This window comes from Paenarthrobacter sp. CC6, from assembly GCF_040560085.1.
In the GTDB taxonomy this organism is placed as follows: Bacteria; Actinomycetota; Actinomycetes; order Actinomycetales; family Micrococcaceae; genus Arthrobacter; species Arthrobacter nicotinovorans.
Genome location: NZ_JARDAN010000020.1, coordinates 1 through 25,614 on the forward strand (window position 1 = coordinate 1; position 25,614 = coordinate 25,614).

Sequence of the window (25,614 nt, forward strand, 5' to 3'; positions counted from 1 at the left end):
CCCCACCCCACATCGACCCCCACCAAACACCCCGACGCAACCACCACCACACACCACCCAAAACATGACACCGGGCGAAGCAGACACGTCTCAGCTAGGCAGAAACCCTGACCGGCGCACCCGTCTCCAGGGACTCCTGTGCTGCATCCGCCACCTTGGAAGCAGCCACAGCGTCCTCCGGCGTGCAGGGATTCTTCCGCTGCCCGCGCACCAGTTCAACAAACGCAGCCATCTCCGAGCGATAAGCCTGATCAAACCGCTCCGCAAAAGTCAGATGAGGGGCGCCCGTGGGAAACGCGACGCCGGGTTCGGCGGACCGCATGGCCATGTGCTCGTCCATCCCAACCAGGACGGAGCCATTGGAGCCTTGGAGTTCCAGCCGGACATCATGGCCGGCCCCGTTGTAACGGCTGGCCGAGACCGTGCCTACCGTGCCGTCGTCGAACGTCACCACCGCCAAGGCAGTGTCGACGTCGCCAACCTCACCAATTGCCGGATCGCCGTTGTTGGAGCCTTTGGCATAGACCTCCACGATTTCCTTGCCGGTGAGCCAGCGGAGGATGTCGAAGTCGTGGACGGAGCAGTCCCGGAACAAGCCACCCGAGGTGGCGAGGAACTGGACCGGCGGCGGGGTCATGTCGCAGGTGACTGCCCGAAGCGAATGGATCCAGCCAAGCTCTCCGGCTTCGTAGGCCCGTTTTGCCTCGAGGTAACCCGCATCGAAACGACGCTGGTGCCCGATCTGCACCACGCCGTTCTTCTCCCGGATATAGTCCAGGACCAGGAGGGATTCCGGAACGTTCACGCCCACAGGCTTTTCGCAGAACACAGGGATCCCGGCATCGACACCGGCACGGATGAGCTCCGGGTGGGTTGCCGTGCCTGTGGCTATGACCAGACCGTCCACCGCGGAGGCAATCAATTCCTCCACAGAGCCCAGGAAGTCGGCGCCGACAGAGCCGGCCACCGCGCGCGCATGCTCCTCCGCGACGTCTGTCAGCTTCAGTCGTACCTTCACACCGTCCTGCGCCATGGTGCCGTTCAGCGCGCTGATGTTATTCGCATGCATCACACCGATCCGGCCAACACCTACCAGTCCGAGGGTCACTTCGTTCGTCATGTTCTGTCTCCGTCACTGCAGCAGAAAGCGGTCTCGGGGCGAGAATCCTGAAGCGAGACTAGACCTTGTTAGTTTGTCCTGTCAAACTTTTTGATTCAATGACTCCTCCAGTGCAGCATCCGCATCCAACAGGACCTTCGCCGCCACTTCGAGCCCTTCGATGCGCCCCAGGGACACGTCTTCATGCTCGATGTTCACCAGCATGTCCGGGTCCACGTCATGCAGCGCCCGGAGGAATTCGGTCCAAAAGGCGGTGTCGTGCCCACGACCCAGGGCAACGAAGTCCCACGCCGAGTTCTTGGGCCACTCATTGGCCCACTCATCGCCGCCAAGGTTGGTGCGATTCTCGTCGGCTGAGAGTCTGCGGAAGCTGTTGTCCAGCACACCGTAGAGCGCGGCATTTTCCGGGTTGACGCGCACGTCCTTAGCTGCCGCCTGGAACACCAACGGGCCAAGCTCCCGGACCACGGCCACCGGATCCATCTGCTGCCAGAACAGGTGGGAAGCGTCGAGCTCCACGCCCACATGGGTGGCGCCGGTGAGCTCGATCAGCTTGTAGACGTCGGCGGTGTTGAACACGATGTTCTGCGGATGCAGCTCCAAAGCCACCTTGACACCGTGATCGGCAGCGAGGCGATCGGTTTCCTTCCAGAAATCCGCAGCCACGCCCCATTGGTAATCCAGCACATCCAGTGCTGCCGAGTTCCAGGCGTTAACCACCCAATTGACGGTACTCGCGCCAGGCTCACCACCGGGAAGGCCGGACATGGTGACCACCCGGTTCTGGCCCAGGCGGCTCGCCAAACGGATCGAGCGCCGAATGTCCTCCGCGTGCTTTTCACCGATCTCGCGTTTGGGGTGCAGGGGGTTGCCGTTGCAGTTCAAGCCTGCAATGGACACGCCAGTGCCCTCGAAGACCGCGAGGTAGTCATCACGGGCTGCGTCGCTTTCCAGAATCTGGTCAAAGGTAGGCACGTGCACAGCGGGCAGGAAGCCGCCCGTGTTGATCTCGATCCCCGTGAGCCCAAGGTCGGCAATGACTTTCAGCGCTTCGGGCAGGGGGCGGTCGTGAAGGATCGCGTTGTAGACGCCGAGCTTCATAGCGTGATCTTCTTTCCGTTGTTGAGAGCGGAGTCGGTGACGGCGCCAAGGAGCTCCATATTGCGGACACCTTCATCGAACGTTGCACAGCGCGGCAGGGAGGACTCCGCGCTGAGGCCGGCAACCTCTTCCAGGAAAGCCCGCGCCTGGTAGCCGAACGCGTCGTTCTGGCCGAAACCAACCTCGGGCGCATCCATGGCAAGGCCTCCGGCGATGTAGGGGTGGCCCGGGCCAAGGATGACTTGGCGGTAGCCGTTCTCATTCCCGGATCCATCGTTCAGGAACAACTGAATCTCTGAAGGCCTGCGCTGGTCGAACTTGGCTGCGCCATTCTCGCAAAAGACTTCAAATTGCAGGCTGTTGGCGTGGCCTGCCGCCACACGTGAGACTTCGAAGCTGCCGGCACCGTTGGTGAACTCAGCGTTGAAAGCGGCGTAGTCGTCATTCTCCACGGCTTCAAATACGTCACTGACGGCAACATGGTCATGGCCCATCACGGCGCTGAGCGGCAGGGGACGCTTGTCGATCGCCGTCGTCAGTCGTCCGCCGCTGATGGATTTGATGTCGCCACAGAGGAATTCGGAGACGTATGTCAGGTGGCTTCCGACGTCGGCCAGCGCACCTGATCCGGGCCCGCCCTTGTAGCGCCAGCTCATGGGCGCGGCGGGGCTGAAGCCGTAATCCGTCCAGTATCGGCCACTGAAGTGGAGCACATTGCCAAGCGTTCCATTGCGGATCAGGTCGCGAATGTAGGCAATGCCAGGGGTGCGGCGGAAGGTGAAACCGATGCGGGCAAGGGTTCCGCGGGCTTCCGCTGCCCGGGCGGCGGAAGCCATGGCCCGTGCGTCGTCCAAGGTATCGCTGAGCGGCTTTTCGCATAGGACATGCTTGCCGGCGGCCAACAACCCTTCGACCACTTCGCGGTGCAGGGAGTTGGCGATGACCACGCTGACCACATCGATGTCGTCAGCTTCGGCGATGGCCTGCCAGGAGGTGTCGTTGCGCTCGTACCCGAAACGGCGTGCTGCCAGTGAGCCGAATTCAGCATTGACGTCGCCGATCGAGACGAGGCGGACCGGTGGCAGCACCGGGCTGTAGAGGGCAGATGCGGTCCGGTAAGCGGCAGCGTGGGCCTTGCCGGCCATGCCCGCACCGATGACGGCGACGCCGAGGCTTTCAGCCATGATTTCTCCTTCGAAATTTCGCCTGCGCCCGAGGCGCTTTACGGCATTTTGTAGCGCTACAATTTTTACGCTGGATCTGATCGTAACTATGTCTATATGTCCTGTCAATCATTAACCGACTATCCTCGAAGACAGAACGAAAGGCATCCAGGAATCCCGTGACAAGCCCCGGAACACAGAACAGTCCCCTGGCCCGTCGGCCAACGCTCTACGACGTCGCTACCCAGGCGGGAGTCTCGCCGTCGTTGGTTTCCTTGTTCCTCAAGGATCCCGCACGCATCAGCGAAAAGCGCCGGGGCGCTGTGCAGAAGGCCATCTCGGAGCTCGGCTACCGGCCCAGCCGGGCCGCCACCACCCTGGCGAGCAGCAAGACCAAGAGCATCGGCCTGGTCATCGACGACTACCGGAACCTTTGGTTCGTGGATCTTCTCCGCGGCATGGAGTCCGTCCTTTCCGATCTCGGCTACCAAGTGATGCTCGCGGACTCCAGGCCAGGCGAGAACCGCATCAAGGAAGCCACCGACGGCCTGCTTGCCATGCATGTCGACGCCCTGGCACTCGCGGCCGAGCCCAGCGAAGCCATGTTGTCCGGAACCTGGGTTCCCACCGTGGTGGCAGGCTGGCGCAAAGGCATCCCGGAAGGCGCGGACCTGATCACCAACGACGACGACACCGGCGGCCGCCTGGCCGCCAACCATCTGCTGGAACTGGGCCACGTCCGCATCGGTCACCTCTCAGGTTCCGACGGCGCCTCCGCACACCGGCGGGCCGGTTTCCTGCGCGCTGTGGAGACTGCCGGCGTCGGGCCTGTCGTCAGTGAGTCCGTCGGCACGTCGGAGGAAGACGGCTACGCTGCGACCGTGTGGCTCCTGGAGCACCACCCGGACACCACCGCAGTCTTCGCAGCCAACGACACCATGGCGCTGGGCGCCTTCGCCGCCCTCAAGGCCCGTGGCTTGTCCGTGCCGGATGATGTTTCGGTGATTGGCTACGACAACTCCCCCTTGGCGAAGTCGCGCTACCTGGACCTGACCTCCATCGACAACCGGAGCGATCTGGTCGGAGTGGACACCGCCCGCAGACTGCTCGCACGGATCGAGGACCCCGCGCTCCTCCCCGAGCGGAAGCTTATTGAACCCGCCCTGGTACTGCGCGGCACAACGTCCACGCGCTGAGGCCCTGCTGCTGAAATAACTCTGCCCGGAACCGTTGCAGGCTCCGGGCAGAATTCCATGAAGGGCTGCCTAGTGGCGCTTGGGGGCGGCCTCCGTCGTGGCCTCGGCGACATCCGCTACCTCGGCTTTGACTTCCTCGAGCGCCGCGGAGTGTCCGCCAAGCTGCTCCAGCTCATGGGCCAGCTCAGCCAACTCCGCGCCACCAGCCATCTGGGCTGTCAGTTCATCCAGGGTGATGTCCTTCTTGTCGTAATAGCCGATCGACTTGCCGCGCTTGAGCAGCAGGAACCGGTCACCGACGGGGAAGGCGTGGTGCGGGTTGTGGGTGATGAAGATGACGCCCAGGCCCCGGTCGCGCGCCTGCAGGATGTAGCGAAGTACGACGCCGGATTGCTTGACTCCCAGCGCTGCTGTCGGTTCGTCCAGGATCAGGACTTTGGCGCCGAAGTACACAGCACGGGCAATTGCCACACACTGGCGCTCACCACCGGAAAGCTGGCCGATGGGCTGCTCGACATCGCGCAGGTCGATGCCCATGTCGGCGAGCTCCTTCCTGGTGATGTCCTTCATCTTCTGGACATCCATGCTCTTGAACGGACCGAAACCGCTGGTGAGTTCAGAGCCGAGGAAGAAGTTACGCCAGATGGGCATCAGCGGGACCACGGCGAGGTCCTGGTAGACGGTGGCGATGCCGGCGTCGAGGGCGTCACGGGGTGAGTTGAACTTCCGCTCGTCACCCATCACCTGAAGTGTGCCCTCGTCGTGCTGGTGCAAACCAGCGATGATCTTGATCAGCGTGGACTTGCCGGCGCCGTTGTCGCCCAGGACGCAGGTGACGCGGCCGTTGTCCACGGCCATGGTGACATCGCGCAGGGCGATGATGTTGCCGTAGTGCTTGCCTATGCCATCGAGTGAGAGCAGGTGCACCGGTGTGTGCGTCAAAGGGTCCTTCTCGTCTTTCAGCAGGGTTTGCTGGTCAATCTGTTGTGCGTTCATGGTTCCGGCCCCTTACTTCAGCTCTGCCCGGCGTTTGACGATGAGGTTGACGATGGTTGCCAGCAGGAGCATCAAGCCAAGGAAGAACTTGAACCAGTCCGGATTCCATTGTGCGTACACGATGCCCTTGTTGGCCATGCCAAAGATGAAGGCACCGATGGCGCCGCCCACTGCTGAGCCGTAGCCGCCGGTGAGGAGGCAGCCACCAATGACTGCGGCGATGATGTAGAGGAACTCGTTGCCGACACCTTCACCGGACTGCACGGCGTCGAAGGCGAAAAGGTTGTGCATGCCCAGGATCCAGCCGCAGAAACCCACAGCCATGAAGAGGCCGATCTTGGTCTTGGTCACAGGGACACCTACGGCCCGGGCAGCATTGGCGTCGCCGCCCACTGCGAAGATCCAGTTGCCGACCTTCGTGCGCAGGAGTACCCAGGATGCGATCAGGACAAGGACGATCCAGAAGAAGACGGTGATCTTCACTTCCACTCCGCCAATGCTGACGGAGGACGCAAAAACCGCACGTGCTGATTCGAAGCCGTCAAGCTTGGAGATGGACGGGGAGGAAACACTGCCGCCGATCAGGCGGGTCAGCGCCAGGTTGAGGCCGGTGAGCATCAGGAACGTGGCCAGGGTGACGATGAAGCTTGGCAGCTTGGTCTTGACGAGGATCCAGCCGTTGATGAATCCGATGCCCAGCGAGACCACCAGGGCCAAGCCCACACCAACCCAGGCGTTCAACGAGAAGTTCCAGCTGAACAGCGAGGCGGTCAGCGCTGACGAGATCACGGCCACGCCGGTGGAAAGGTCGAACTCGCCACCGATCATCAGCAGCGACACGCCCACGGCCATGATGCCGATGGTCGAAGAACCGTAAAGGACGGTGGCGAGGGCGTTCGGTTGGGTGAACGTCTGTGACACCGAGGCGAAGAAGATAAAGAGGACCACGGCACCAACGAGGGCACCAACCTCGGGCCTGGCGAGGAATTTCTGGAAGGGGTTGCGGCGGCCGACCCGTTCATCACCAGGCGATGTCGCCGGCGGCAGGGTTGCTGTGTTTGCCATGGGAGTGACTCCTTGTTGTCCAGGCTGCGCGGCGGTTGCCCGCCGCGCAGCCTGATGCCGGGATCTAGCGGACGCCCTGCTGGGCGAATTTGAGGACGTCGGAAGCGTTGGACTTGTCCACGATGGTTGGTCCAGTCAAGACCGGCTGGCCGCCACCGATCTTGAAGCCGCCGCGCTTTGCCTGCCACAGGGAATCCACGGACATGTAGCCCTGGAGCCACGGCTGCTGGTCAACAGTGAAAATGACTGCTCCGTCAACGATCTTCTGGGCGAGGTCGGCGTTGAGGTCGAAGCTGGCCACCTTGGACGAGCTTCCAGCGTCAGTAACAGACTTGAGCAGGGTCAGCGTGATCGGGGCACCGAGCCCGATGATTACATCCGCGTCCTTGGCCGCCTGGAGTTTGGCAGTGGCCGTGGACTGGACGGCTGTCATGTCCTTGCCGTCAACATAGAGGATCTCCGTTGCGGGAACCTTGGCCTTGACGCCGGCGCAACGGGCTTCCAAACCTACGTGGCCCTGCTGCTGGATGACGCAGACCGGGTGCTTGTAACCTTCGGCTGCGAGCCTGGTGCCGACGGCCTCGCCGGCCAGTTGCTCGTTGGAACCGAAGTGGGTGAAGGCGCCGAGCTGGGCCGAGACGGATTCGCCGGCATTGAGGCTGACCACCGGGATACCCGCATCGGTGGCCTTCTTCAGTACATCCTTCAGGGCGTCCGGGGTCGCCAGCGTCACGGCGATGCCGTCCACCTTCTGGTCAATGGCCTGCTGGACCAGCTGCGCCTGGCGGCCGGCTTCGGGGTCGCTGGTGTACAGCAACTCAACATTGTCCTTCGCCGATGCTTCCTCCGCACCCTTGCGGACGATGTCCCAGAAGGTGTCACCGGCAGCGGCGTGCGTAATCAGGGCAACTTTGATGCGATCAGTGCCGGCCACCTGGCCGGCGGCTGCTCCCCCACCGGAATCTGCCGGCTTGCCACCCTGGCTCGAACAAGCGCTCAGTGCCACCAAGGGAACCACTGCAGCGACGACCGCCGCTTTGCGCCATGAGAATTTTGCCACCGTTATCTCCTTTGATTTCAGGTTGAGGGGTCCGAAGACTCGTATCCGGATCTCCCCACTACACCGATCATGGTGACTCGCCTCACACTTTGTCAATAGTTTGTCCTGACATTAGGATGTTTTTACTTGACCTCCTCGTGTAGACGACAAAGAACGTCCCGCGTGGGGCGATGACCTTGACGGCTATAACCCGGCTGCTATCATCAAAAAAGGCAGTATGTCCTATCAAGAGAACATGACCTGACATACGCTTCCATCCGGCAGAGGAGCCACATCCTGCTTCCCTGGCCGGTCTTCAGCAGGCGTCTAGGAGAATCCAGTGGCGAACCAACTCAGTCTCAGCATCGATCGTTCGTCTCCAGTGCCCCTCTACCACCAAGTGGTCCAGGGCATCGAGGCCGCGATCCACAGCGGCATCCTGGAACCCGGGAGCCGCTTGGACAACGAGATCGACCTCGCGGCACAACTCAACCTGTCCCGGCCCACCATGCGCAAGGCAATGGATGAGCTCGTCCGCGCCGGTCTCCTGGTTCGCAAACGCGGTGTGGGAACACAGGTGGTAGCCAGCCAGGTCCGCCGGCCGCTGGAACTCTCCAGCCTCTACGACGACCTCAGCAACAACGGCAAGAAGCCCACCACCGAAGTCCTGAGCTTCTCCCACGTCGAAGCCGACGCGCTCACGCTCACAGCCCTCCAATTGCCCGCCGGCTCCAAGGTCTACCACTTCACGCGCTTGCGCAAAGTGGGCGGCAAGCCGCTGGCGCTCATGGAGAACTGGGTCCGCGATGACATCACCAGCATGGATGAAGCCCAGCTTTCCAAGGAGGGCCTTTACGCCATCCTCCGCCGTGGTGGCGTCAACTTCAGGCTCGCTTCGCAGCGCATCGGCGCCATGATTGCCAACGACTACCAGGCTCCCCTGCTCGAAGCAGAGGTGGGTTCAGCCCTGGTCACCATGGAACGCACTGCCGTGGACGACACCGGCCGCATGGTGGAAACCGGTCACCACGTCTACCGTGCCGACTCCTACAGCTTTGAAATGACACTCGTACAGCGCTAAAGCAAGGACAGATTACATATGGCCAACTGGGTCTACCCGCTGGGAACAGCCAATGACGGCAAGTGGGACATCTCCCTGGGCACGTCAGATTCCAACCTCGCCGTCGACGGTTGGGCCCACACGGGACTGAAGGTGGCGACGCTCGCCGCCGGGGCCGCCGTCGAACTTCCCGCAGCCGCGGAAGAACGCATAGTGGTGCCGCTGAGCGGCTCGTTCACCGTAACGGTCGACGACGGCGAGTACGTCCTCGCCGGGCGGCAGTCCGTTTTCCACGGGCCCAGCGACGTCCTGTACACGGGCATCGATAAGGCAGTCACCATCAGTTCGAACGACGGCGGCAGGGTCGCCATTGCGACCGCCCCGGCCAAGGCCGCGTACCCGACCCGGTTGATCACCGCAGCCGAGACCCCCGTGGAACTTCGCGGTGCCGGTAACTGCTCGCGGCAGGTGCACAACTTCGGTACGCCCGCCGCACTGGAAGCGGACCGTTTCATCGTCTGCGAAGTCATCACCCCGGCCGGCAACTGGTCGTCCTACCCTCCCCACAAGCACGATGAGGAGAAGGACGGCGAGACCAGCCTTGAAGAGATCTACTACTTCGAGACCCGGGTAGCTGCCGGTTCGCCCGCGCCTGAAGACGCCGACGCGTTCGGCCACGCGCGCGTGTACGCCTCCGACGAGCGCCCCATCGATGTCTCAGCCGAGGTCCGCACTGGCGACGTAGTGCTGGTGCCGTATGGCTGGCACGGACCTGCCATGGCGGCGCCGGGCTACGACCTGTACTACCTCAATGTCATGGCCGGTCCTGGCCGCGTGCGCGACTGGCTCATCAGCGACGACCCCCACCACGGCTGGATCCGTCGGACCTGGGAAGGCCAGGACATCGATCCCAGGCTCCCGTTTACGGCCTAACCGGCTGAGTTTTTGTACAGCTAATGCCCCCAAGACCGCGTCTTGGGGGCATTAGCTGTACGAAAACTCGCGTTACTTGGCCTGGGCGATGTAGTCGTTCATCGTCTTGAGCTGGTAGCGGGACACGTCTTCCGCGTTCTCATCCTCGGCGAAGACCGAAGAAACCATCACGGTGTTCGCCTTGTCCAGGAAGCCGATTTCTTTCAGCCCGCCAAAGAACTCGTCCCAGTTGACGTCCCCGTCGCCGATCTTCAGGTGCTGGTGGACGCGTACGGCGTTGCCGGGCGGGTTGGTGATGTAGCGCAGGCCGTGTGACGCGTGATGGTTCATGGTGTCCGAGACGTGGACCAGCCGCAGTTTATCCCCGGCCGCCCGCATGATCTCCAAGGGTTGGTTCCCCATGTGGAACGTGTGCGAAGCGACGTAGACCATGCCGATATTCGGCGAGTTGACGCCGCGGATCACGCGCAGGGCAGCAAGCCCGTCTTCAACGAAGTCGTCCGGGTGCGGGTCAATCAGCACGTCCAGATCTTCGCGTTCGATGATGGGCAGGAGCTCTTCCATGGAGCGGTAGAACGCCCGCTCCGACTCTTCGGCCTTCTCGGGACGGCCGCTGAACTCCGTGTTCATGGTCTGCACCCCAAGGTCCACGGCAATCTGGATGGCGCGCTTCCAGTAGCGGACCGCGGCTTCCCGCGCATCCTCGTCCGGACCGGACCAGCGCAGGACCGGCAGGACCGAGGCGATCTCGACGCCGGCGTCCTTGCACGCTGCTTTCAGCTTCCCCACCAGCTCGTCGTCTGCCTTGGGATGGTTGAAGAACGGGATGAGGTCCGCGTGCGGGGTCATCTGCAGGTATTTGTAGCCCAGGTCCGCGGCCACACGCGGGAACTCCAGCAGGCTGTGACTGTGGTGGAACGGGGTGGGATCCAGTGCGATCTTCATGCTCAATCCCCTACTTGTACAGGTCCGGCTTGGTGTTCAGCTGGACTTTGACCTTCTCGCCGGACTTCTGGGCCTCGACGCCTGCCTCGCAGCAAGCCGCGGTGGCGTAACCGTCCCAAGCGGTGGGCCCGCCGATTTCGCCACGAAGGGCGGCGTCCACCCAAGCCTGCACCTCGACGTCGTACGCCGCTCCGAAACGCTCCTCAAAGCCCGGGGTGACGTTGCCGCCCCACTTGCCCGCGGACTGGATGTAGGGGCCGGCGTCCCCGCCGATGCTCACAATGCCGTCCTCGAAGGAAGCCTGCGTAGCCACCTGGTAGCCGAACTTGGCGTTGACATAGATTTCGACGTCGGCCAGCACACCTGATTCGGTTTCCAGCAACACGTGCTGGGGATCGTGCTGGCCGTTCGGGGCGTTACGCGTCGCCTTGCCCAGGCGGACCTGCACGGAGGTGATTTCCTCACCGGTGAAGTAGCGGATCGCGTCGAATTCGTGGACCACGGAGTCGTTGATCAGCATCTCGTTGGTGAAGCCCTCGGGCGTTGTCGGGTTGCGGTGCTGGTGGTGCAGCATCAACAGCTCCCCCAATTCGCTGTTGCGGATGACCGACCCGAGCGCCGCATACTCGGCGTCGAACCGGCGCATGAAGCCCACCTGGATCCGCTTGTGGCCGAGCGCCTGCTCGGCCTGGACAACCTTCCAGGCGCTGTCGGCGTCAGGGGTCAGCGGCTTCTCGCAAAGAATCGGGAAGTCCTTTTCGAGCGCCTTGTAGAGGATTTCCTCGTGGAGGAATCCCGGGGTGGCAATGAGGACGGCGTTCACGTCACCGTTGTTGAGGGCCTCGTCGGCGCTGGCCAGCGCCACGGCGCCGTCGATGCCTTCAATGGCGGCTTGCGCGCGGGCGAGGTCGACGTCGACGACGGCGGCAACTTCAGCGCCGTGGATGCGGGTGCTGAGGCGCTTGATGTGGTCCGCACCCATGCGGCCCGCACCGATGACGGCAACGCGGAGAGTCTTGGTCACTGTTCTTATCCTTCGTGAGGTTCTTGTGGGGGTGCTGTTGGCGGGCGTTACTGGACTGCGTTACTCAACGCGGGTACGGGATCCGCAGGAAAGCAGATAGTTGCGGGTCCGCTTGGCGATGGGCATCGGCACATCGAATGCCACCGGGTACATGTCCTGCTCCACGATGCCGAAAATGGGGCGGTTGAGCGCCTCCACGGCGTCGATGACGGCGCGCAGGTCCGGGAGTCCGTTCGGCGGCTCGGTCATCACGCCGGCAATGTTGGCAGCTGCCCACGTCATGTTCTTCTCGTTGACCTCGGCAAGGACCTCGGGGTTGATCTGCTTGAGGTGCAGGTAGCCGATGCGGTCCGGATAGTTTTTGATGAGTTCCAGGCTGGAAGCGCCGCAGTATTCCGCGTGGCCCGTGTCCAGGCAAAGGTTCAAGTACCGCGGATCCGTCGCCGCCAGCAGGGTTTCGATGTCCTGCTGCGCACCGACGTGCGAATCGGCGTGCGAGTGGAACTGCTGGTGCAGCCCGAAGTCCTCCAGCAGGACCTTGCCCATGCGGTTGTGGCCTGCGAAGAGGTCCGCCCACTGCTCATCCGTCAAGTTACCGTTTTCCACGGCCTCGCCTGTGACATCGTCCCGCCACATCGCGGGGATGACCACCACGTGTTCACCGCCCATGGCTGCCGTCAGTTCGGCAACCTTGCGCGCCGGTTCCCACGCCTCGTCGTACTGCTTGGCCCCGCGGTGGAAAGCCGTGAAGACCGTTCCCGCAGTGACCTTGAGGTCGCGCTGCTTGAGCTCTTCAGCCAAGCGTGCGGGGTCGTTCGGCAGGTAGCCGTACGGGCCCAGTTCGATCCACTTGTAGCCGGACTCCGCAACCTCGTCCAGGAAGCGTTCCCAGGGGGTCTGTTGGGGATCATCCGCGAACCATACGCCCCAGGAGTCAGGGGCGGTGCCGATGATCAGCTTGTTCTCAACATCAGTCATGACAGCGTTGTCTTTCTTCGGGAAGCTGCTAGTTGGAGGGGAAGTTGTACGAGGCGCCGGAGGCGTGGGTGGGCTCGGGCCAGCGTGAGGTGATGACCTTGCCCCGGGTGTAGAAGGAGACGCCTTCGGGGCCGTAGATGTGCTTGTCGCCGAAGAGGGAGTTCTTCCAACCACCGAAGGAGTGGTAGGCCACCGGCACGGGCAGGGGTACGTTGATGCCGACCATGCCCACGGTCACGGAGCGCTGGAACTTCCGGGCGTTCGCGCCGGAGGAGGTGAAGATCGCGGTGCCGTTGCCGTACGGGTTGGAGTTGATCAGGGCGATGCCTTCCTCAAGGTCGGCCACGCGGACCACCACCAGGACGGGTCCGAAGATTTCCTCGGTGTAGGCGGTCATTTCGGTCTTGACGTGGTCGATCACGGTGGGGCCCACCCAGAAGCCGTCTTCGTGGCCGGGGACCACCAGGTCACGGCCATCCACCACCATTGCCGCGCCGGCCGTTTCGGCTTCGGTGACGATCTTGACGATGCGTTCCTTGGAAGCCGGGGTGATGACCGGGCCCATTTCAGCGTCGGGTTCGGTGCCGTTCTTGACCTTCACGGCCAGGGCGCGTTCTTCGACCTTCTTCACGATCAGGTCGGCGGCGTCACCGACGGCCACAGCGACGGAGATGGCCATGCAGCGCTCCCCCGCTGAGCCGAAAGCGGCAGCGGCGAGGTGGTCTGCGGCGTTGTCGAGGTCGGCGTCGGGCATTACGATGGCGTGGTTCTTCGCCCCGCCCAGGGCCTGGACGCGCTTGCCGTGCTTGGTGGCGGTCTCGTGGACGTACTGGGCGATCGGGGTGGAGCCGACGAAGGAGATGCCGTCCACGTCCGGGTGGGTCAGCAGGCCCTCAACGGTTTCCTTGCCACCGTGCAGGACCTGGAACACTCCGTCCGGCAGTCCGGCCTGCTTCCACAGCTTGGCCAGCAGCATCGAGGCGGACGGATCGCGCTCGGAGGGCTTGAGGATGAACGCGTTGCCGGTGGCGATGGCCATCGGAGCCATCCACAACGGAACCATGACCGGGAAGTTGAACGGCGTGATACCGGCTACCACGCCCAGCGGCTCGCGGAAGGAGAAAACATCGATGCCCGTGGAGACCTGGTCAGAGTAGTCACCCTTGAGCAACTGCGGAATGCCACAAGCGAACTCGATGACCTCCAGGCCACGGCCGATCTCGCCCTTGGCGTCAGAGAGGACCTTGCCGTGCTCGGCGGTGATCAGCTCAGCGAGTTCGTCCACGTGGGCGGCCACGAGCTCACGGAACTTGAACAGCACGGCGGTGCGCTTGGCCAGGGAAATGTCACCCCAGGACTCCGCGGCCTTCTTCGCGGCGGCAACCGCTGTGTTCAGGTCAGCCTCGTTGGCCAGGCGCAGTTCAGCCGTAACCTGGCCGGTGGCCGGGTTGTACACCGGCTGGGTGCGGTCGCCCTCACCGGTGGTTTCAGCGCCGTTGATGAAGTGGTGAATGGTGGTCAGTGTGGTCGTCGTCGACATGTGCGGACTTCCTTTGGTCTGTAGCGTGACGTGTGCGGGAATCAGCCGAGCAGTTTGCGCTGGCGGTTCTTGTGGTCGGTGTACGTCTTGTAGGCCTGCTGGGTGGACTCCAGGTCCGAGACCTGCGAGACGGGGACGTCCCACCAGGATTCGGAGGACGGCGCATCCAGCAGCGGATCGGATTCGACGTGGATCACGATCGGGCCGGTCTCCGGGGCTGCCTTGGCTTCCTTGATGGCGGCGCCCAGGGACTCAATGACGTTCTCTCCAGGCTCGATCCGGATGACCTTCGCGCCCAGGGATTCGGCGTTGGTGGCGAGGTCGATGGGCAGGTGTTCACCGGCGTCGAAACTGTGCTGTTCTTTGTCCAGGACGCGGTACTGCGTACCGAAGCGCTGCGAGCCGAGGGACTCGGACAGCGAACCGATGGAGGCGTAGCCGTGGTTCTGGATCAGGACTACGATCAGCTTGATGCGTTCGGCGACGGCGGTGACCAGTTCGGTATGCATCATCAGGTAGGAGCCGTCCCCCACCATGACCACCACATCCCTGTCCGGACCACCGGCGGCGGCTTCGGCCAGCGCTGCGCGCTTCACGCCCAGCCCGCCGGGGATTTCGTAGCCCATGCAGGAGTACGCGTATTCCACGTGGTAGCCGAACGGGTCGCGGACACGCCACATCTTGTGCAGGTCACCGGGCAGCGAACCGGCGGCACAGATGACAACGTCCTGGTCATCCATGGCCTTGTTGGTGGCACCGATGATCTCGTTCTGGGCCGGCAGCGGTGTGTAACGGGTCTCGAAAGCCTCGTCCACGATCGCATTCCAGCGCTTCTTTTCCGCAGCGACCTTCTGTTCAAGGTCAGTACCGACGCGGTACCCGCCAAGGGCCTCGTTCAGCTTCACCAATGCCTTGCGGGCGTCAGCGACGATCGGGAGCGTTGTCCCGTGCTTGTAAGCGTCGATTGGGGCCACGTTGATGTTCACGAACTTCACGTCCGGGTTTTGGAACGCCGTGCGGGACGCGGTGGTGAAGTCCTCGTAGCGCGTGCCGATCCCGATGATGAGGTCCGCTTCGGCGGCGATGGCGTTGGCCGCCGTCGTGCCGGTTGAACCGATGGCACCGAGGGAGAACTTGTGGTCCCACGGCAGGACGCCCACGCCGGCCTGGGTGTTGCCTACCGGAATGCCGGTCAGTTCAGCGAACTTGGCGAGTTCATCGTTGGCGTAGGCGTAGAGGACTCCACCGCCGGCGATGATCAGCGGGCGCTTGGCCGCGCGGATGGCCTCCACGGCGCGGCGGATGTCGTCATCCTCGGCCTCGGGGCGGCGGATCCGCCATTCACGTTCGGCCAGGAACTCTTCCGGGACGTCGAAGGCCTCCGCCTGGACATCCTGCGGCAGCGAAATGGTGACGGCACCGGTTTCGGCCGGGTCCGTCAGGACACGCAGCCCGTGATGGAACGCGGAGAACAACTGTTCCGGACGCGAGACCCGGTCGAAGAACTTGGACAACGGACGGAAGGCATCGTTGACCGTGATGTCGTAAGCGTACGGGAGCTCCAACTGCTGCAGCACAGGGTCCGCCGCGCGGGTTGCGAAGGTGTCACTCGGCAGCAGCAGCACGGGAAGGCGGTTGGTGGTGGCCAAGGCGGCACCTGTCAGCAGGTTCGAGGAACCCGGGCCGATGGAGGTGCTGATCGCGAACGTCTGGCGGCGGCGCGTGTGCCGTGCGTACCCTACCGCCTGATGGGCCTGGGCCTGCTCGTTGCGGCCCTGGTAGTACGGCATGATGGTGGGGTCCGCAGCTTGGTACTGCTTCAAAGCCTGTCCCACACCAGCAACATTGCCGTGTCCGAAGATGCCGAACGTGCCCGGAATCAGGCGCTCACGATACTCCACTCCGTTAATGGAATCCACGGTGTACTGCTTGGAAAGGAACTCGACCACGGCCTGCGCCACGGTCATCCGACGGGTTGCTGTTCCCATGGGTCTTCTACTCCGATACTTTCACTGGAATACGGGCATCAGCGCCATTCTTCGCCGCGACGGCGGGCACGGACGCAGTGTTGTTCAGCAGCGAGGCGGCCGTTGCTACGGCACCTGCGACGTCGCCGTCGTGCGGGTACAGCAGGGTGCGCCCGACCGTCAGGCCACGCACGCCCGGAAGTGCCAATGCCGCTTGCCAGCTGGCGAACACCTCGTCCTGGGTACCGTCCGGGTCGCCGCCCAAGAGTACGGTCGGCAGGGTGGTCGAGGCCATGACGCGTTCCATTTCGGCCACCACCGGCAGCTTCATCCAGGTGTAGGCACTGGTAGAACCGAGGCCCTCGGCAATTCCCACGGACTTGATCACAGCATCCGCGCGGAGGTCGTTGCGGACTTTGCCGTGGGCGTCACGCACGGACAGGAACGGCTCCACCATGGCGATCAGCTTGCGTGCTGCCAGGGAATCAATAGCTTTGGCAGTGGCTTCGAGGGTGGCCACCGTGTCCGGGTCGCCCAGGCAGATACGGGTCAGCATCTTGCCGCCATCGGCACCGAGTGCTTCAAGGGCCTCTGCCGTGTGTCCGGTGAAACGGTCGTCGAACTCGTTGACCAGACCGGCCAGGCCGCCACGGTTCATGGAACCAAAAATGAGTTTGCCATCCAACGCGCCCAGGAGCAGGAGGTCGTCCATGATGTCCGGCGAGGCGAGGATGCCGTCCACGGCGGGGTTGGCCAACGCAATCTGGAGGCGGTCCAGGAGGTCGCGGCGGTCGGCCATCGCCATGGGCTCGGAGCCGACGGCCAGGGCACCACGGGCCGGGTGGTCAGCCGCGACGATGAAGTTCTGCTTGCCGTGCTTCAGTCCGGGGTGCCTGCGGCGCGTGGCTGCAGCGCGGGCAACAGCTTCCGGGTCTTCAAGCCTGATCCGGCTCAGGTGCTCATAACGGCGGGGGTCATCGTTGAGGCTCAACGCACTGCTCCTTCTGCGAGGGTCGAGGAGGCTGCAAGTGAGGCACCGGGAATGGGCCGGCCACGTTCGGCGAGCAGCGAGGTGACCTCGTCCGGCGTCGGCATCGCATCTGCGCACGACACCCGGGAGGCGACAATCGCGCCCGAAGCGTTGGCGTAGTCGAGGACTTCCGACAGCGGCCAGCCGGACAGCAGTCCGTGACAGAAAGCGCCGCCGAAGGAGTCGCCGGCGCCCAGGCCGTTGACTGTTTCCACCGGGACAGGCGCCGAGACCACGCGTTCCGTTCGGGTCTTGGCCATCACGCCTTCAGCGCCAAGCTTCACGACGGCGATTTCGACGCCGGCGGCCAGCAAGCGGTCTGCCTGCTCATCAGGCGTTCCCTCACCCACGGCGACGGCGCATTCCTTATCGTTGCCGATCGCGACAGTGACGTGCGGGAGGATCTTGGCGACCTCGGTGCGGGCTTCTTCTTCGGACGACCAGAACATGGGGCGGTAATCCAGGTCCAAGATGGTGAACTGGCCCGGCTTCAAGCCTGTCCGGGGACGGGCCTGGTGTGCGGCGATGTGTGCGCTGCGGCTGGGCTCCTGGCACAGGCCGGTGACGGTGGACCAGAAGATCCCTGCTTCGCGGACAGCTTCCAGATCAAGCTCTTCGGCTTTGATCTGCAGGTCAGGCGCCGTGGGGAAGCGGCCGTAGAAGTACAGCGGGAACTCGTCCGTTGCGGGCTTGATCGCGCAGAACGTCACTGCCGTGGGGTATTCCGCAACCGGCGACACGAACGAATCGTCAACATTGAACTTGTGAAGTTCGCGGTGCAGGTACTTCCCGAAGGCGTCATCGCCGGTGCGGGTGATGACACCGGTGCGGCGGCCATGGCGGGCTGCCGCAACAGCCACGTTGGAGGGCGAGCCTCCGAGGTACTTACCGAAGGACGTCACGTCCTCCAGGTCCACTCCGATGTCATTCGGGTAGATATCAACGCTGATGCGCCCGATCGTGAGTAGTTCGTGGGTCACGTTAATCGTTGACCTTTCTCTTGTGAACTCTGAACCTTTGAGCGCTGGGCCCCAATGCCTTGCCACCCCTCAGTGAGCGGGGCCACATGACTACTTTGCACCAGATTTCATGTCCTGTCAAAGGTTTGTACTGACATATTTACAACATGACACGGGCGGCTTTTACTTGCTCGGAACAGCCAGTTCCCCACTGACATATTGGCTGCGCCCAAAGCCAAAGGACCAGTCCCCCGGCGAGTTCTCCACGTAGCCAACAAAGACATCCTTGCCCGCCACGCCCACACCGGCCAGGCCAGTCGCGATGGCCTCAAAGAGGGAGCTCTTGGCCTCCTGGCTGCGTCCACCCTGGGTGAAGATCTGGATCATGACCACACTGTCGGTGCGCTCGAAACCCAGGCCCGCGTCCTGGGCGACGATTTGACCCTGCGCATGTTCCGTAAGGATGTGGAAGTAGTCCCGCTCGGGGATTCCATACTCGGCAAGGATGGCGTCGTGGATGGCGCGGCTGAGGGCAGCCAGCTCCGCGGGCGAGCGACCTTGGTTTACATCGATTCGAACAAGCGGCATTGCGATCCTCCTGAAGTACTTTGTCCTGACATACTAACAAACATTTGTATCTGGAGTACAGCAAAAGCCCGCCCGGGACATTCCGGACGGGCCTTTGCTTGAGCGTTGCGAGGCCCACTCTGCGCCCCCAAACACGCGAATACCCCGCACAGCAGGCCCCACAACGAACGCTTAAAGTACGACGGCGGCCCGGCACCTTCCGCGGGGAAGGGACCGGGCCGCCGTCGTAAATGACACCCAAACTCCTGAGCGACACCCAACCTGATCCAGGACACCCACATACGGGCGTCACCAACGAATATGCGCGTCGCCAGCAAACATGCGCGTCACTCGTCCCCGCGCTGCGCCACCCAAACACGCGAATACCCCGCAAAGCAGGCCCCACAACGAGGAACCTCACGTTGCGAGGCCCGCTCTGCGCCCCAAAACACGCGAATACCCCGCACAGCGGGCCCCACAACGAACGCTTAAAGTACGACGGCGGCCCGGCACCTTCCATGGGAAGGCACCGGGCCGCCGTCGTTAGTCTTACTGCGGAACCTAGAGCGTTGCGTAAACTTCGCGCAGCAGCTTCGCGGTCTCGGACGGCGTCTTGCCGACCTTCACGCCTGCAGCTTCGAGGGCTTCCTTCTTGGCCTGTGCGGTACCAGCGGAACCGGAGACGATGGCGCCGGCGTGGCCCATGGTCTTGCCTTCGGGAGCGGTGAAACCAGCCACGTAGCCAACAACAGGCTTGGTGACGTTGGCCTTGATGAAGTCGGCTGCGCGCTCTTCAGCGTCGCCACCGATTTCGCCGATCATGACGATTGCCTTGGTCTCGGGGTCAGCTTCGAACGCGGCCAGGGCGTCGATGTGCGTGGTGCCGATGATGGGGTCGCCACCGATGCCGATCGCAGTGGAGAAGCCGAGGTCACGGAGTTCGTACATCATCTGGTAGGTCAAGGTACCGGACTTGGACACGAGGCCGATGGGGCCCTTGCCCGTGATGTTCGCAGGGGTGATGCCAACCAGGGCCTCGCCCGGGGTGATGATGCCGGGGCAGTTCGGTCCGATGATGCGCGTGACCTGCTTGCCGTCGGCGTCCACCTTGGACTGGGCCAGTGCCCAGAACTCTGCGGAGTCCTGAACCGGAACACCTTCGGTGATGACAACCACGAGGCCGATGCCGGCTTCGATGGCTTCAACCACGGCGTCCTTGGTGAATGCCGGCGGAACGAAGACGATGGAGACGTCAGCGCCGGTTTCAGCCATGGCTTCCTTGACGGTGCCGAAGACCGTGATTTCCTTGTCGCCGTGCAGGACCGTGGTGCCGGCCTTGCGGGCATTGACGCCACCAACAATGTTGGTGCCGGCCTTGAGCATCAGGGCGGTGTGCTTGGTGCCCTCGCCGCCGGTGATGCCCTGAACGATGACCTTGGAGTCCTTGTTGAGGTAGATAGACATTGTCGCGTCCCTTTACTTAGCTGCGTTGGCGAGCTCGGCGGCCTTGTCGGCGCCCTCGTCCATGGTGGCGGCCAGGGTTACCAGCGGGTGGTTGGCCTCGGTCAGGATGCGGCGGCCTTCCTCAACGTTGTTGCCGTCGAGGCGAACAACCAGCGGCTTGTTCGCGGAAGACCCGAGCTCGGCCAGTGCACCCACGATGCCCTTGGCAACAGCGTCACACGCAGTGATGCCGCCGAAGACGTTCACGAACACGCTCTTGACCTGGGAGTCGCCCAGGATAACGTCCAGGCCGTTGGCCATGACCTCGGCGGAAGCTCCACCACCGATGTCCAGGAAGTTGGCGGGCTTGACGTTGCCGTGGTTCTCGCCGGCGTAAGCAACGACGTCGAGGGTGGACATCACAAGACCGGCGCCGTTGCCGATGATGCCTACTTCGCCGTCCAGCTTGACGTAGTTGAGGTCCTGGGCCTTGGCCTTGGCCTCGAGCGGGTCAGCTGCGTCCTTGTCTTCCAGCGTTGCGTGGTGCACGTGGCGGAAGTCGGCGTTCTCGTCCAGGGAGACCTTGCCGTCGAGGGCAACGATGTCGCCTGCTCCGGTGCGGACCAGCGGGTTGACCTCAACCAGGGTTGCGTCTTCCTTCTTGAAGACATCCCAGAGCTTCAGAATGACGTCGGCGACCTTGCCGCGCAGTTCTTCAGCGAAGCCTGCAGCTGCGACGATCTCGTCAGCCTTGGCCTGGTCGATGCCCACAGCCGGGTCGATGGCGATCTTGGCCAGGGCCTCGGGACGCTCGACAGCAAGCTGCTCGATTTCCATGCCGCCTTCAACCGAGCACATGGCCAGGTAGTTGCGGTTGGCACGGTCCAGGAGGACCGAGAAGTAGAATTCCTCGGCGATGTCAGCACCCTGGGCGATCATCACCTTGTTGACGGTGTGGCCCTTGATGTCCATGCCCAGGATATTGGTGGCGTGCTCAAGTGCCTCGTCGGCAGACTTGGCAACCTTGACGCCGCCGGCCTTGCCGCGGCCACCAACCTTAACCTGTGCCTTGACGACTGTTACGCCGCCGATCTTCTCGGCAGCTGCCTTCGCTTCTTCAGGAGTGTGCGCCACGATGCCGGCGAGCACGGGTACACCGTGCGCTTCGAACATATCGCGCGCCTGATATTCAAACAGGTCCACGGTTTAGTGTCCTTCTACGTCGAAGTAGTTTTCTGTTCAGCCGGGAACCGCGATGACCGCGATAGCCAGCTGCGGAGAGTACGCGGTAACAACCAGGATTGAAGCCGGTCACATTGCGTAAGGTCCTCTCGGAACTTTAGCCCTTTGAGGAGTCCCGCCAGCTACACAGTACCCGTTAAGTGAGTAACCTTACACTTCTATCGTATGTAGAAAAACCGCATAATCACGCGGATTTTGGGTTCTTCCGGATCCGTGCAAAGCCCATCAGAAGCCTTCCTTCAGGCTCCCGCGGACCGTCTTGCCGCCGTCGGAAACCAACTGGTAACCCTCACGGCTGACGAAGAACGCCACGCCCCCGGAGACGTTTCCGCAGGCTACTCCCCCGTTGTAGGCAGAACACCGCAGGCCGTTGCGTTCGATGTTCTGGCCGTCGGCCAGCTCGCGAAGCTTGGAGATGGGACCGTTGCGGCTGCCCTTGGGTCCGAACTCCGACTCCATTTGTGTTACGCCGGAACGACACGAGCCGTAGACGGCCTTGTCCGGAGTGAGGAGCGCTGTTCCGCCAAGGTAGCCCAGCCCGGTGCCTGCGCAATCGTCCGCCATGTCGTCAAGCTCAGCCTTGGCGTACGCGGCAAGTTCGCAGTGCGCCACCGGCACTACCGCGAATTTGTTGTTGGCTGCGTCCGAGTAGCTGTTGGCCTCGTACGGGAGGTTGAGGTGGCCGCCCCTTGAGGAGGTCATGGCGCACACGATGTTCCGGTCCCCGGTGACGAAAGCTGTCACGTCCTCGCCCGCAGCCAGAGTGGTCTGCTCAGAGACAGGTACCTGCTGCAGTTGCTCCAGCGGCGGCAAAGGGGCAGGCGGAACGTAGTCCGGGTCCTTGGCGGCGAAGGAGCAACCCGACACCAACACCAGGAGCAAAGCGGCCAGAATCCCCCACACTGTGCGTCGCATGGCACCAATTATGCCGTGCGGCCTCATGCATCAAGCTTGGTCAGCGGCGCATAACGCAACAACAGGCGCTTCTCGCCGACGTCGAACTTCACCTTCGCGACCGTCTTGTCGCCCGCACCTTCGACGCCGAGCACCACGCCGTTGCCGAAACTCGTGTGGTTGACTTTGTCCCCCACCACTACGGAAATGACTTCCTTCTGTGGCTGCACCCTGTTGCGTGCGACAGCGGCAGGAACGTCGGCGTCGAACCCTGCGGTTGGGCTCGCGGCCACACCGCGGGAGGTACCCGCACCCCAGAACGAACCACCGTAACGGTTGGAACCGATGGGAGCACTCCCCCATCCGCCCGCCTGCCGGCTCATGCCTTCGCGCTTCCACTCCACGAGTTCGGACGGAATCTCTTCGAGGAACTGGCTGGCCGGGTTGTACTGGCTTTGGCCCCACATGCTGCGGACCTCCGAGCGCGTGACGTAGAGCCGCTGGCGTGCCCGGGTGAGCCCCACGTAGGCAAGCCGGCGCTCTTCTGCCAGTTCCTTGGGGTCCGTGGCCGAGCGTTGGTGCGGGAAAATCCCGTGCTCCATGCCGGTCAGGAAGACCACAGGGAACTCAAGGCCCTTTGCTGTGTGCAGAGTCATCAGCGTGACAACTCCCATGCGCTTGGCTTCTGCCACCGCAGCATCGATGTCCGCGCCGGGAGCGTCCGGAATCTGGTCGGCATCAGCCACCAGGGACACCTGTTCCAGGAACTCGCCCAGTGAACCCTCCGGGTTGTCCCTTTCGTACTCACGGACGACGGCTACAAGTTCGGCAAGGTTCTCTACCCGCGATTCGTCCTGCGGGTCGGAACTGGCGCGCAGTCCGGCGAGGTAGCCGGTCTGTTCCAGGACTGCCTCGAGGGCTGCAGCCGCGCCGGATCCGGAGGCGACTTCCGCGAGGTCGTCCAGGAGCTTCACGAAGCCGAGGACAGCGTTGACCGAACGCGTGGCCATGCCCGGCGCCTGGTCCGCCCGACGCGCCGCAGCCATGAAGGATGTCCGCTCGCGCTCGGCAAGGGCGGCGACGGCACCCTCGGCACGGTCGCCGATCCCTCGTTTGGGTTCGTTGAGCACGCGGCGGAGGTTGACGTCGTCGTCCGGGTTCACCAGGACGCGCAGGTACGCCAGGGCGTCCTTGATTTCCTTGCGCTCGTAGAAGCGGGTGCCGCCGACAACCTTGTACGGCAGGCCCACGCGGACCAGGACGTCTTCAATGGAGCGCGACTGCGCGTTGGTCCGGTAGAAGATGGCAACGTCTCCGGGACGCAGGCCTTCCTCGTCCTGCAGGCGGTCGATTTCCTTGGCAATGAACTGGGCTTCGTCGTGCTCGTTCTCGCCCACGTAACCGATGATCTTCTCGCCATCGCCTTCGGCCGTCCACAACCGCTTTTCCTGGCGGTTGGGGTTGCGGGAGATGACGGAGTTTGCTGCGCTGAGGATGTTCTGCGTGGAACGGTAGTTCTGCTCCAGCTTGATGGTGCGCGCGTTCGGATAGTCGGCTTCGAACTCCACGATGTTGCGGATGTCCGCACCGCGGAAGGCGTAGATGGACTGGTCCGAATCACCCACCACGGTCAGTTCGCTGGGTTGGACCTCCGTGTCAGTGCCCAGGCCCACGATCTCCCTGACCAGAGCGTACTGTGCGTGGTTGGTGTCCTGGTACTCGTCCACCAGGACGTGCCGGAAGCGCCGCCGGTAGGACTCCGCGAGCGCAGGGAAAGCCCGGAACATGTAGACGGTCTCTGCGATGAGGTCGTCGAAATCCATGGCGTTGGCCTGGCGCAGGCGTTGCGTGTAGCCCTTGAAGACATCAGCCACGGCGGTTTCGAAGGGGTCGTTGTGATTCGCCGCGGAGGAGTAGGAGTCGGCGTCGATGAGCTCGTTCTTGAGGGCCGAGATCTTGAGCTGGATGGCCTTGGGCGCGAACTTCTTGGGATCGAGGTCCAGGTTCTTGGCCACCAGGGTGATGAGGCGCAGCGAGTCGGCGGAGTCGTAGATGGAGAAGTTCGAGTTCAGGCCCACGTTGGCGGCCTCTCGCCGCAGGATACGGACACAGGAGGAGTGGAAGGTGGAGATCCACATGCCCTTGGCCCGCGCACCCACCAACGCTTCAATGCGCTCCCGCATCTCGGCTGCTGCCTTGTTGGTGAAGGTAATGGCCAGGATTTCGCCGTGGTGTGCCCGTTTGGTGGCGATGAGGTAGGCGATGCGGTTACTGAGCACGCGCGTTTTGCCCGAACCTGCGCCTGCAACGATGAGCAGCGGACTTCCGGCGTGCTTGACTGCCTCTTCCTGCTGCGGGTTGAGCCCTTGGAGCAGGGCATCGGCAGAGGGGAGCCCGGACGTGCCCGGGTTGCCCCATCCCCCTGAGGCAGGAGCGTCCAACTGGCCGCCGCCGCCCTCCTGAAGACGGGGACCCGGCGCACCACCACCTGGGCGTGATAGCTCCGGGGCAGCCTTGACTGCGGCTTTGGTGCCTGCTTTGAAGGGTCCGTCTGCGTAGGGGTCAAACAACATATCCATGGTGCCTACCAGTCTAGGCGGTGCCCCCGACACTATAGGGCGGGACGTCCACGGCCCCGGGGCCAACCACCGGAATCTACTGCCGCGGGTCCTCCAGCAGCCATCCGCCGGCAGTGAGCCGCTCCCGGAGTCCCAGCCTCGTCAGGGGCTCCGGACCGTCCTGGAACTTCCGGCGCACTGATGCCAGGTGTTTCTTCACACCATCCACGGAGATACCCAGCAGTTGGGCTGTCTCCGCCATGGTTCCGGCCTCTCCTCCGAGGTAGACGGAGACCACTTGGTGCTCCCTGGCGGACAATTGCGGTTCCCCCCGGCCGGCATCCATGGCTGCGGCCACTTCAGGGGTGATGTGTTGCAGTCCTTGCGCTGCGCGCCGGAGCGCGGTTTCCACCACACTCGCGGAGGCTGTCTTGGGGATGTACGCCATGGCGCCGGCCGCCATGGCCTGGCGCATTACGGCAGGGTCAAGGACTGAACTGCACACCACAACCTGCGGGCCGGAGGAAAGGATGGCCTGGATCTTGGCGCGCAGCGGGACCTGGTCACCCAGGAGAACGTCCAGGATAACGACGTCGGACAGGGCACCCAGGCTTGCTGCGGCTTCGGCCCAGGAGGCGAACCGGCCAACCACACGGATGCCCGTGGTGTTGTCCTGGAGCCACTGGGAAAGCCCTTCGAGCAGGACGGCGTGGTCCTCCACGATGTCCACTTCGATCGTGGGTTGGGACACCGGGTATCGCACTTAAATCGGTCCTCCCCGCATATGATGCTGG

Annotated in this window: 22 protein-coding genes; 3 read left to right on the forward strand and 19 right to left on the reverse strand. The window is 63.2% G+C overall.

Annotation, left to right across the window (positions count from 1 at the left end; translation table 11 throughout):
• Positions 1-94: 94 nt before the first annotated feature.
• The 3 genes from PV760_RS17525 to PV760_RS17535 all read right to left on the reverse strand — a co-directional run bounded on the left by PV760_RS17525 (position 95) and on the right by PV760_RS17535 (position 3,405).
• The gene (locus tag PV760_RS17525; protein ID WP_354628342.1) at positions 95-1,120 is read right to left on the reverse strand and encodes a Gfo/Idh/MocA family oxidoreductase; all 1,026 of its coding nucleotides are present in this window, start codon (positions 1,118-1,120) and stop codon (positions 95-97) included.
• Positions 1,121-1,201: 81 nt separating this feature from the next.
• A complete protein-coding gene (locus PV760_RS17530) occupies positions 1,202-2,221 on the reverse strand; it encodes a sugar phosphate isomerase/epimerase family protein (protein ID WP_018779630.1) in 1,020 nt (339 codons plus the stop codon).
• On the reverse strand, positions 2,218-3,405 hold the full coding sequence (locus PV760_RS17535) for a Gfo/Idh/MocA family protein (protein ID WP_018779629.1): 1,188 nt from the start codon (positions 3,403-3,405) through the stop codon (positions 2,218-2,220). Before PV760_RS17535 ends, PV760_RS17530 begins: the two co-directional genes overlap by 4 nt.
• Before the next feature lie 158 nt (positions 3,406-3,563).
• Between PV760_RS17535 and PV760_RS17540 the strand changes: the two genes are divergently transcribed.
• Positions 3,564-4,580: a LacI family DNA-binding transcriptional regulator gene (locus PV760_RS17540; protein ID WP_354628343.1), complete on the forward strand. Its 1,017-nt coding sequence runs from the start codon at positions 3,564-3,566 to the stop codon at positions 4,578-4,580.
• Positions 4,581-4,649: 69 nt separating this feature from the next.
• Here the strand turns inward: PV760_RS17540 and PV760_RS17545 are convergent, their stop codons facing one another.
• The 3 genes from PV760_RS17545 to PV760_RS17555 form a co-directional block, all read right to left on the reverse strand.
• Positions 4,650-5,576 (reverse strand): ATP-binding cassette domain-containing protein, encoded by a 927-nt coding sequence (locus tag PV760_RS17545; protein ID WP_018779627.1) that lies wholly within the window; start codon positions 5,574-5,576, stop codon positions 4,650-4,652.
• Positions 5,577-5,588: 12 nt separating this feature from the next.
• Positions 5,589-6,641, reverse strand: coding sequence for an ABC transporter permease (locus PV760_RS17550; protein ID WP_018779626.1), 1,053 nt, complete (start codon positions 6,639-6,641; stop codon positions 5,589-5,591).
• Between the two features lie 64 nt (positions 6,642-6,705).
• Entirely contained in the window at positions 6,706-7,701 is a 996-nt protein-coding gene (locus tag PV760_RS17555; RefSeq protein WP_018779625.1) for a substrate-binding domain-containing protein, read from the reverse strand.
• A 319-nt stretch (positions 7,702-8,020) separates the two neighbouring features.
• Here PV760_RS17555 and PV760_RS17560 point away from each other — a divergent pair, with 319 nt between their 5' ends.
• Positions 8,021-8,761 carry a GntR family transcriptional regulator gene (locus PV760_RS17560; RefSeq protein WP_018779623.1) on the forward strand — a complete coding sequence of 247 codons (741 nt, stop codon included), beginning with the start codon at positions 8,021-8,023 and terminating at the stop codon, positions 8,759-8,761.
• 18 nt (positions 8,762-8,779) lie between these two features.
• Positions 8,780-9,673, forward strand: coding sequence for a 5-deoxy-glucuronate isomerase (gene iolB / locus PV760_RS17565; RefSeq protein ID WP_189076023.1), 894 nt, complete (start codon positions 8,780-8,782; stop codon positions 9,671-9,673).
• 72 nt (positions 9,674-9,745) lie between these two features.
• Here iolB and PV760_RS17570 read toward each other — a convergent pair whose 3' ends face one another.
• The 13 genes from PV760_RS17570 to PV760_RS17630 all read right to left on the reverse strand — a co-directional run bounded on the left by PV760_RS17570 (position 9,746) and on the right by PV760_RS17630 (position 25,571).
• Positions 9,746-10,618, reverse strand: a complete 873-nt coding sequence (locus tag PV760_RS17570; RefSeq protein WP_039240063.1) for a sugar phosphate isomerase/epimerase family protein — start codon at positions 10,616-10,618, stop codon at positions 9,746-9,748.
• A gap of 10 nt (positions 10,619-10,628) precedes the next feature.
• Positions 10,629-11,642: a Gfo/Idh/MocA family protein gene (locus PV760_RS17575; RefSeq protein WP_018779620.1), complete on the reverse strand. Its 1,014-nt coding sequence runs from the start codon at positions 11,640-11,642 to the stop codon at positions 10,629-10,631.
• 60 nt (positions 11,643-11,702) lie between these two features.
• Positions 11,703-12,620 carry a sugar phosphate isomerase/epimerase family protein gene (locus tag PV760_RS17580; protein ID WP_039240059.1) on the reverse strand — a complete coding sequence of 306 codons (918 nt, stop codon included), beginning with the start codon at positions 12,618-12,620 and terminating at the stop codon, positions 11,703-11,705.
• Between the two features lie 28 nt (positions 12,621-12,648).
• Positions 12,649-14,160, reverse strand: coding sequence for a CoA-acylating methylmalonate-semialdehyde dehydrogenase (locus tag PV760_RS17585; protein WP_039240057.1), 1,512 nt, complete (start codon positions 14,158-14,160; stop codon positions 12,649-12,651).
• Between the two features lie 41 nt (positions 14,161-14,201).
• Positions 14,202-16,148, reverse strand: a complete 1,947-nt coding sequence (gene iolD / locus PV760_RS17590; RefSeq protein WP_354628344.1) for a 3D-(3,5/4)-trihydroxycyclohexane-1,2-dione acylhydrolase (decyclizing) — start codon at positions 16,146-16,148, stop codon at positions 14,202-14,204.
• 7 nt (positions 16,149-16,155) lie between these two features.
• On the reverse strand, positions 16,156-17,118 hold the full coding sequence (locus tag PV760_RS17595; RefSeq protein WP_018779616.1) for a Cgl0159 family (beta/alpha)8-fold protein: 963 nt from the start codon (positions 17,116-17,118) through the stop codon (positions 16,156-16,158).
• Complete coding sequence (iolC, locus tag PV760_RS17600; RefSeq protein ID WP_039240053.1) at positions 17,115-18,137, reverse strand: 5-dehydro-2-deoxygluconokinase; 1,023 nt, start codon at positions 18,135-18,137, stop codon at positions 17,115-17,117. Before iolC ends, PV760_RS17595 begins: the two co-directional genes overlap by 4 nt.
• A gap of 162 nt (positions 18,138-18,299) precedes the next feature.
• On the reverse strand, positions 18,300-18,704 hold the full coding sequence (locus tag PV760_RS17605) for a tautomerase family protein (protein ID WP_354628345.1): 405 nt from the start codon (positions 18,702-18,704) through the stop codon (positions 18,300-18,302).
• 540 nt (positions 18,705-19,244) lie between these two features.
• Positions 19,245-20,147, reverse strand: coding sequence for a succinate--CoA ligase subunit alpha (gene sucD / locus PV760_RS17610; RefSeq protein ID WP_018779613.1), 903 nt, complete (start codon positions 20,145-20,147; stop codon positions 19,245-19,247).
• Between the two features lie 12 nt (positions 20,148-20,159).
• Complete coding sequence (gene sucC / locus PV760_RS17615; RefSeq protein WP_039240049.1) at positions 20,160-21,329, reverse strand: ADP-forming succinate--CoA ligase subunit beta; 1,170 nt, start codon at positions 21,327-21,329, stop codon at positions 20,160-20,162.
• Positions 21,330-21,593: 264 nt separating this feature from the next.
• Positions 21,594-22,283 carry a hypothetical protein gene (locus PV760_RS17620; protein WP_354628346.1) on the reverse strand — a complete coding sequence of 230 codons (690 nt, stop codon included), beginning with the start codon at positions 22,281-22,283 and terminating at the stop codon, positions 21,594-21,596.
• A gap of 23 nt (positions 22,284-22,306) precedes the next feature.
• A complete protein-coding gene (gene pcrA / locus PV760_RS17625) occupies positions 22,307-24,841 on the reverse strand; it encodes a DNA helicase PcrA (protein WP_354628347.1) in 2,535 nt (844 codons plus the stop codon).
• A gap of 76 nt (positions 24,842-24,917) precedes the next feature.
• The gene (locus tag PV760_RS17630; RefSeq protein ID WP_018779609.1) at positions 24,918-25,571 is read right to left on the reverse strand and encodes a response regulator transcription factor; all 654 of its coding nucleotides are present in this window, start codon (positions 25,569-25,571) and stop codon (positions 24,918-24,920) included.
• Between the last annotated feature and the right edge of the window lie 43 nt (positions 25,572-25,614).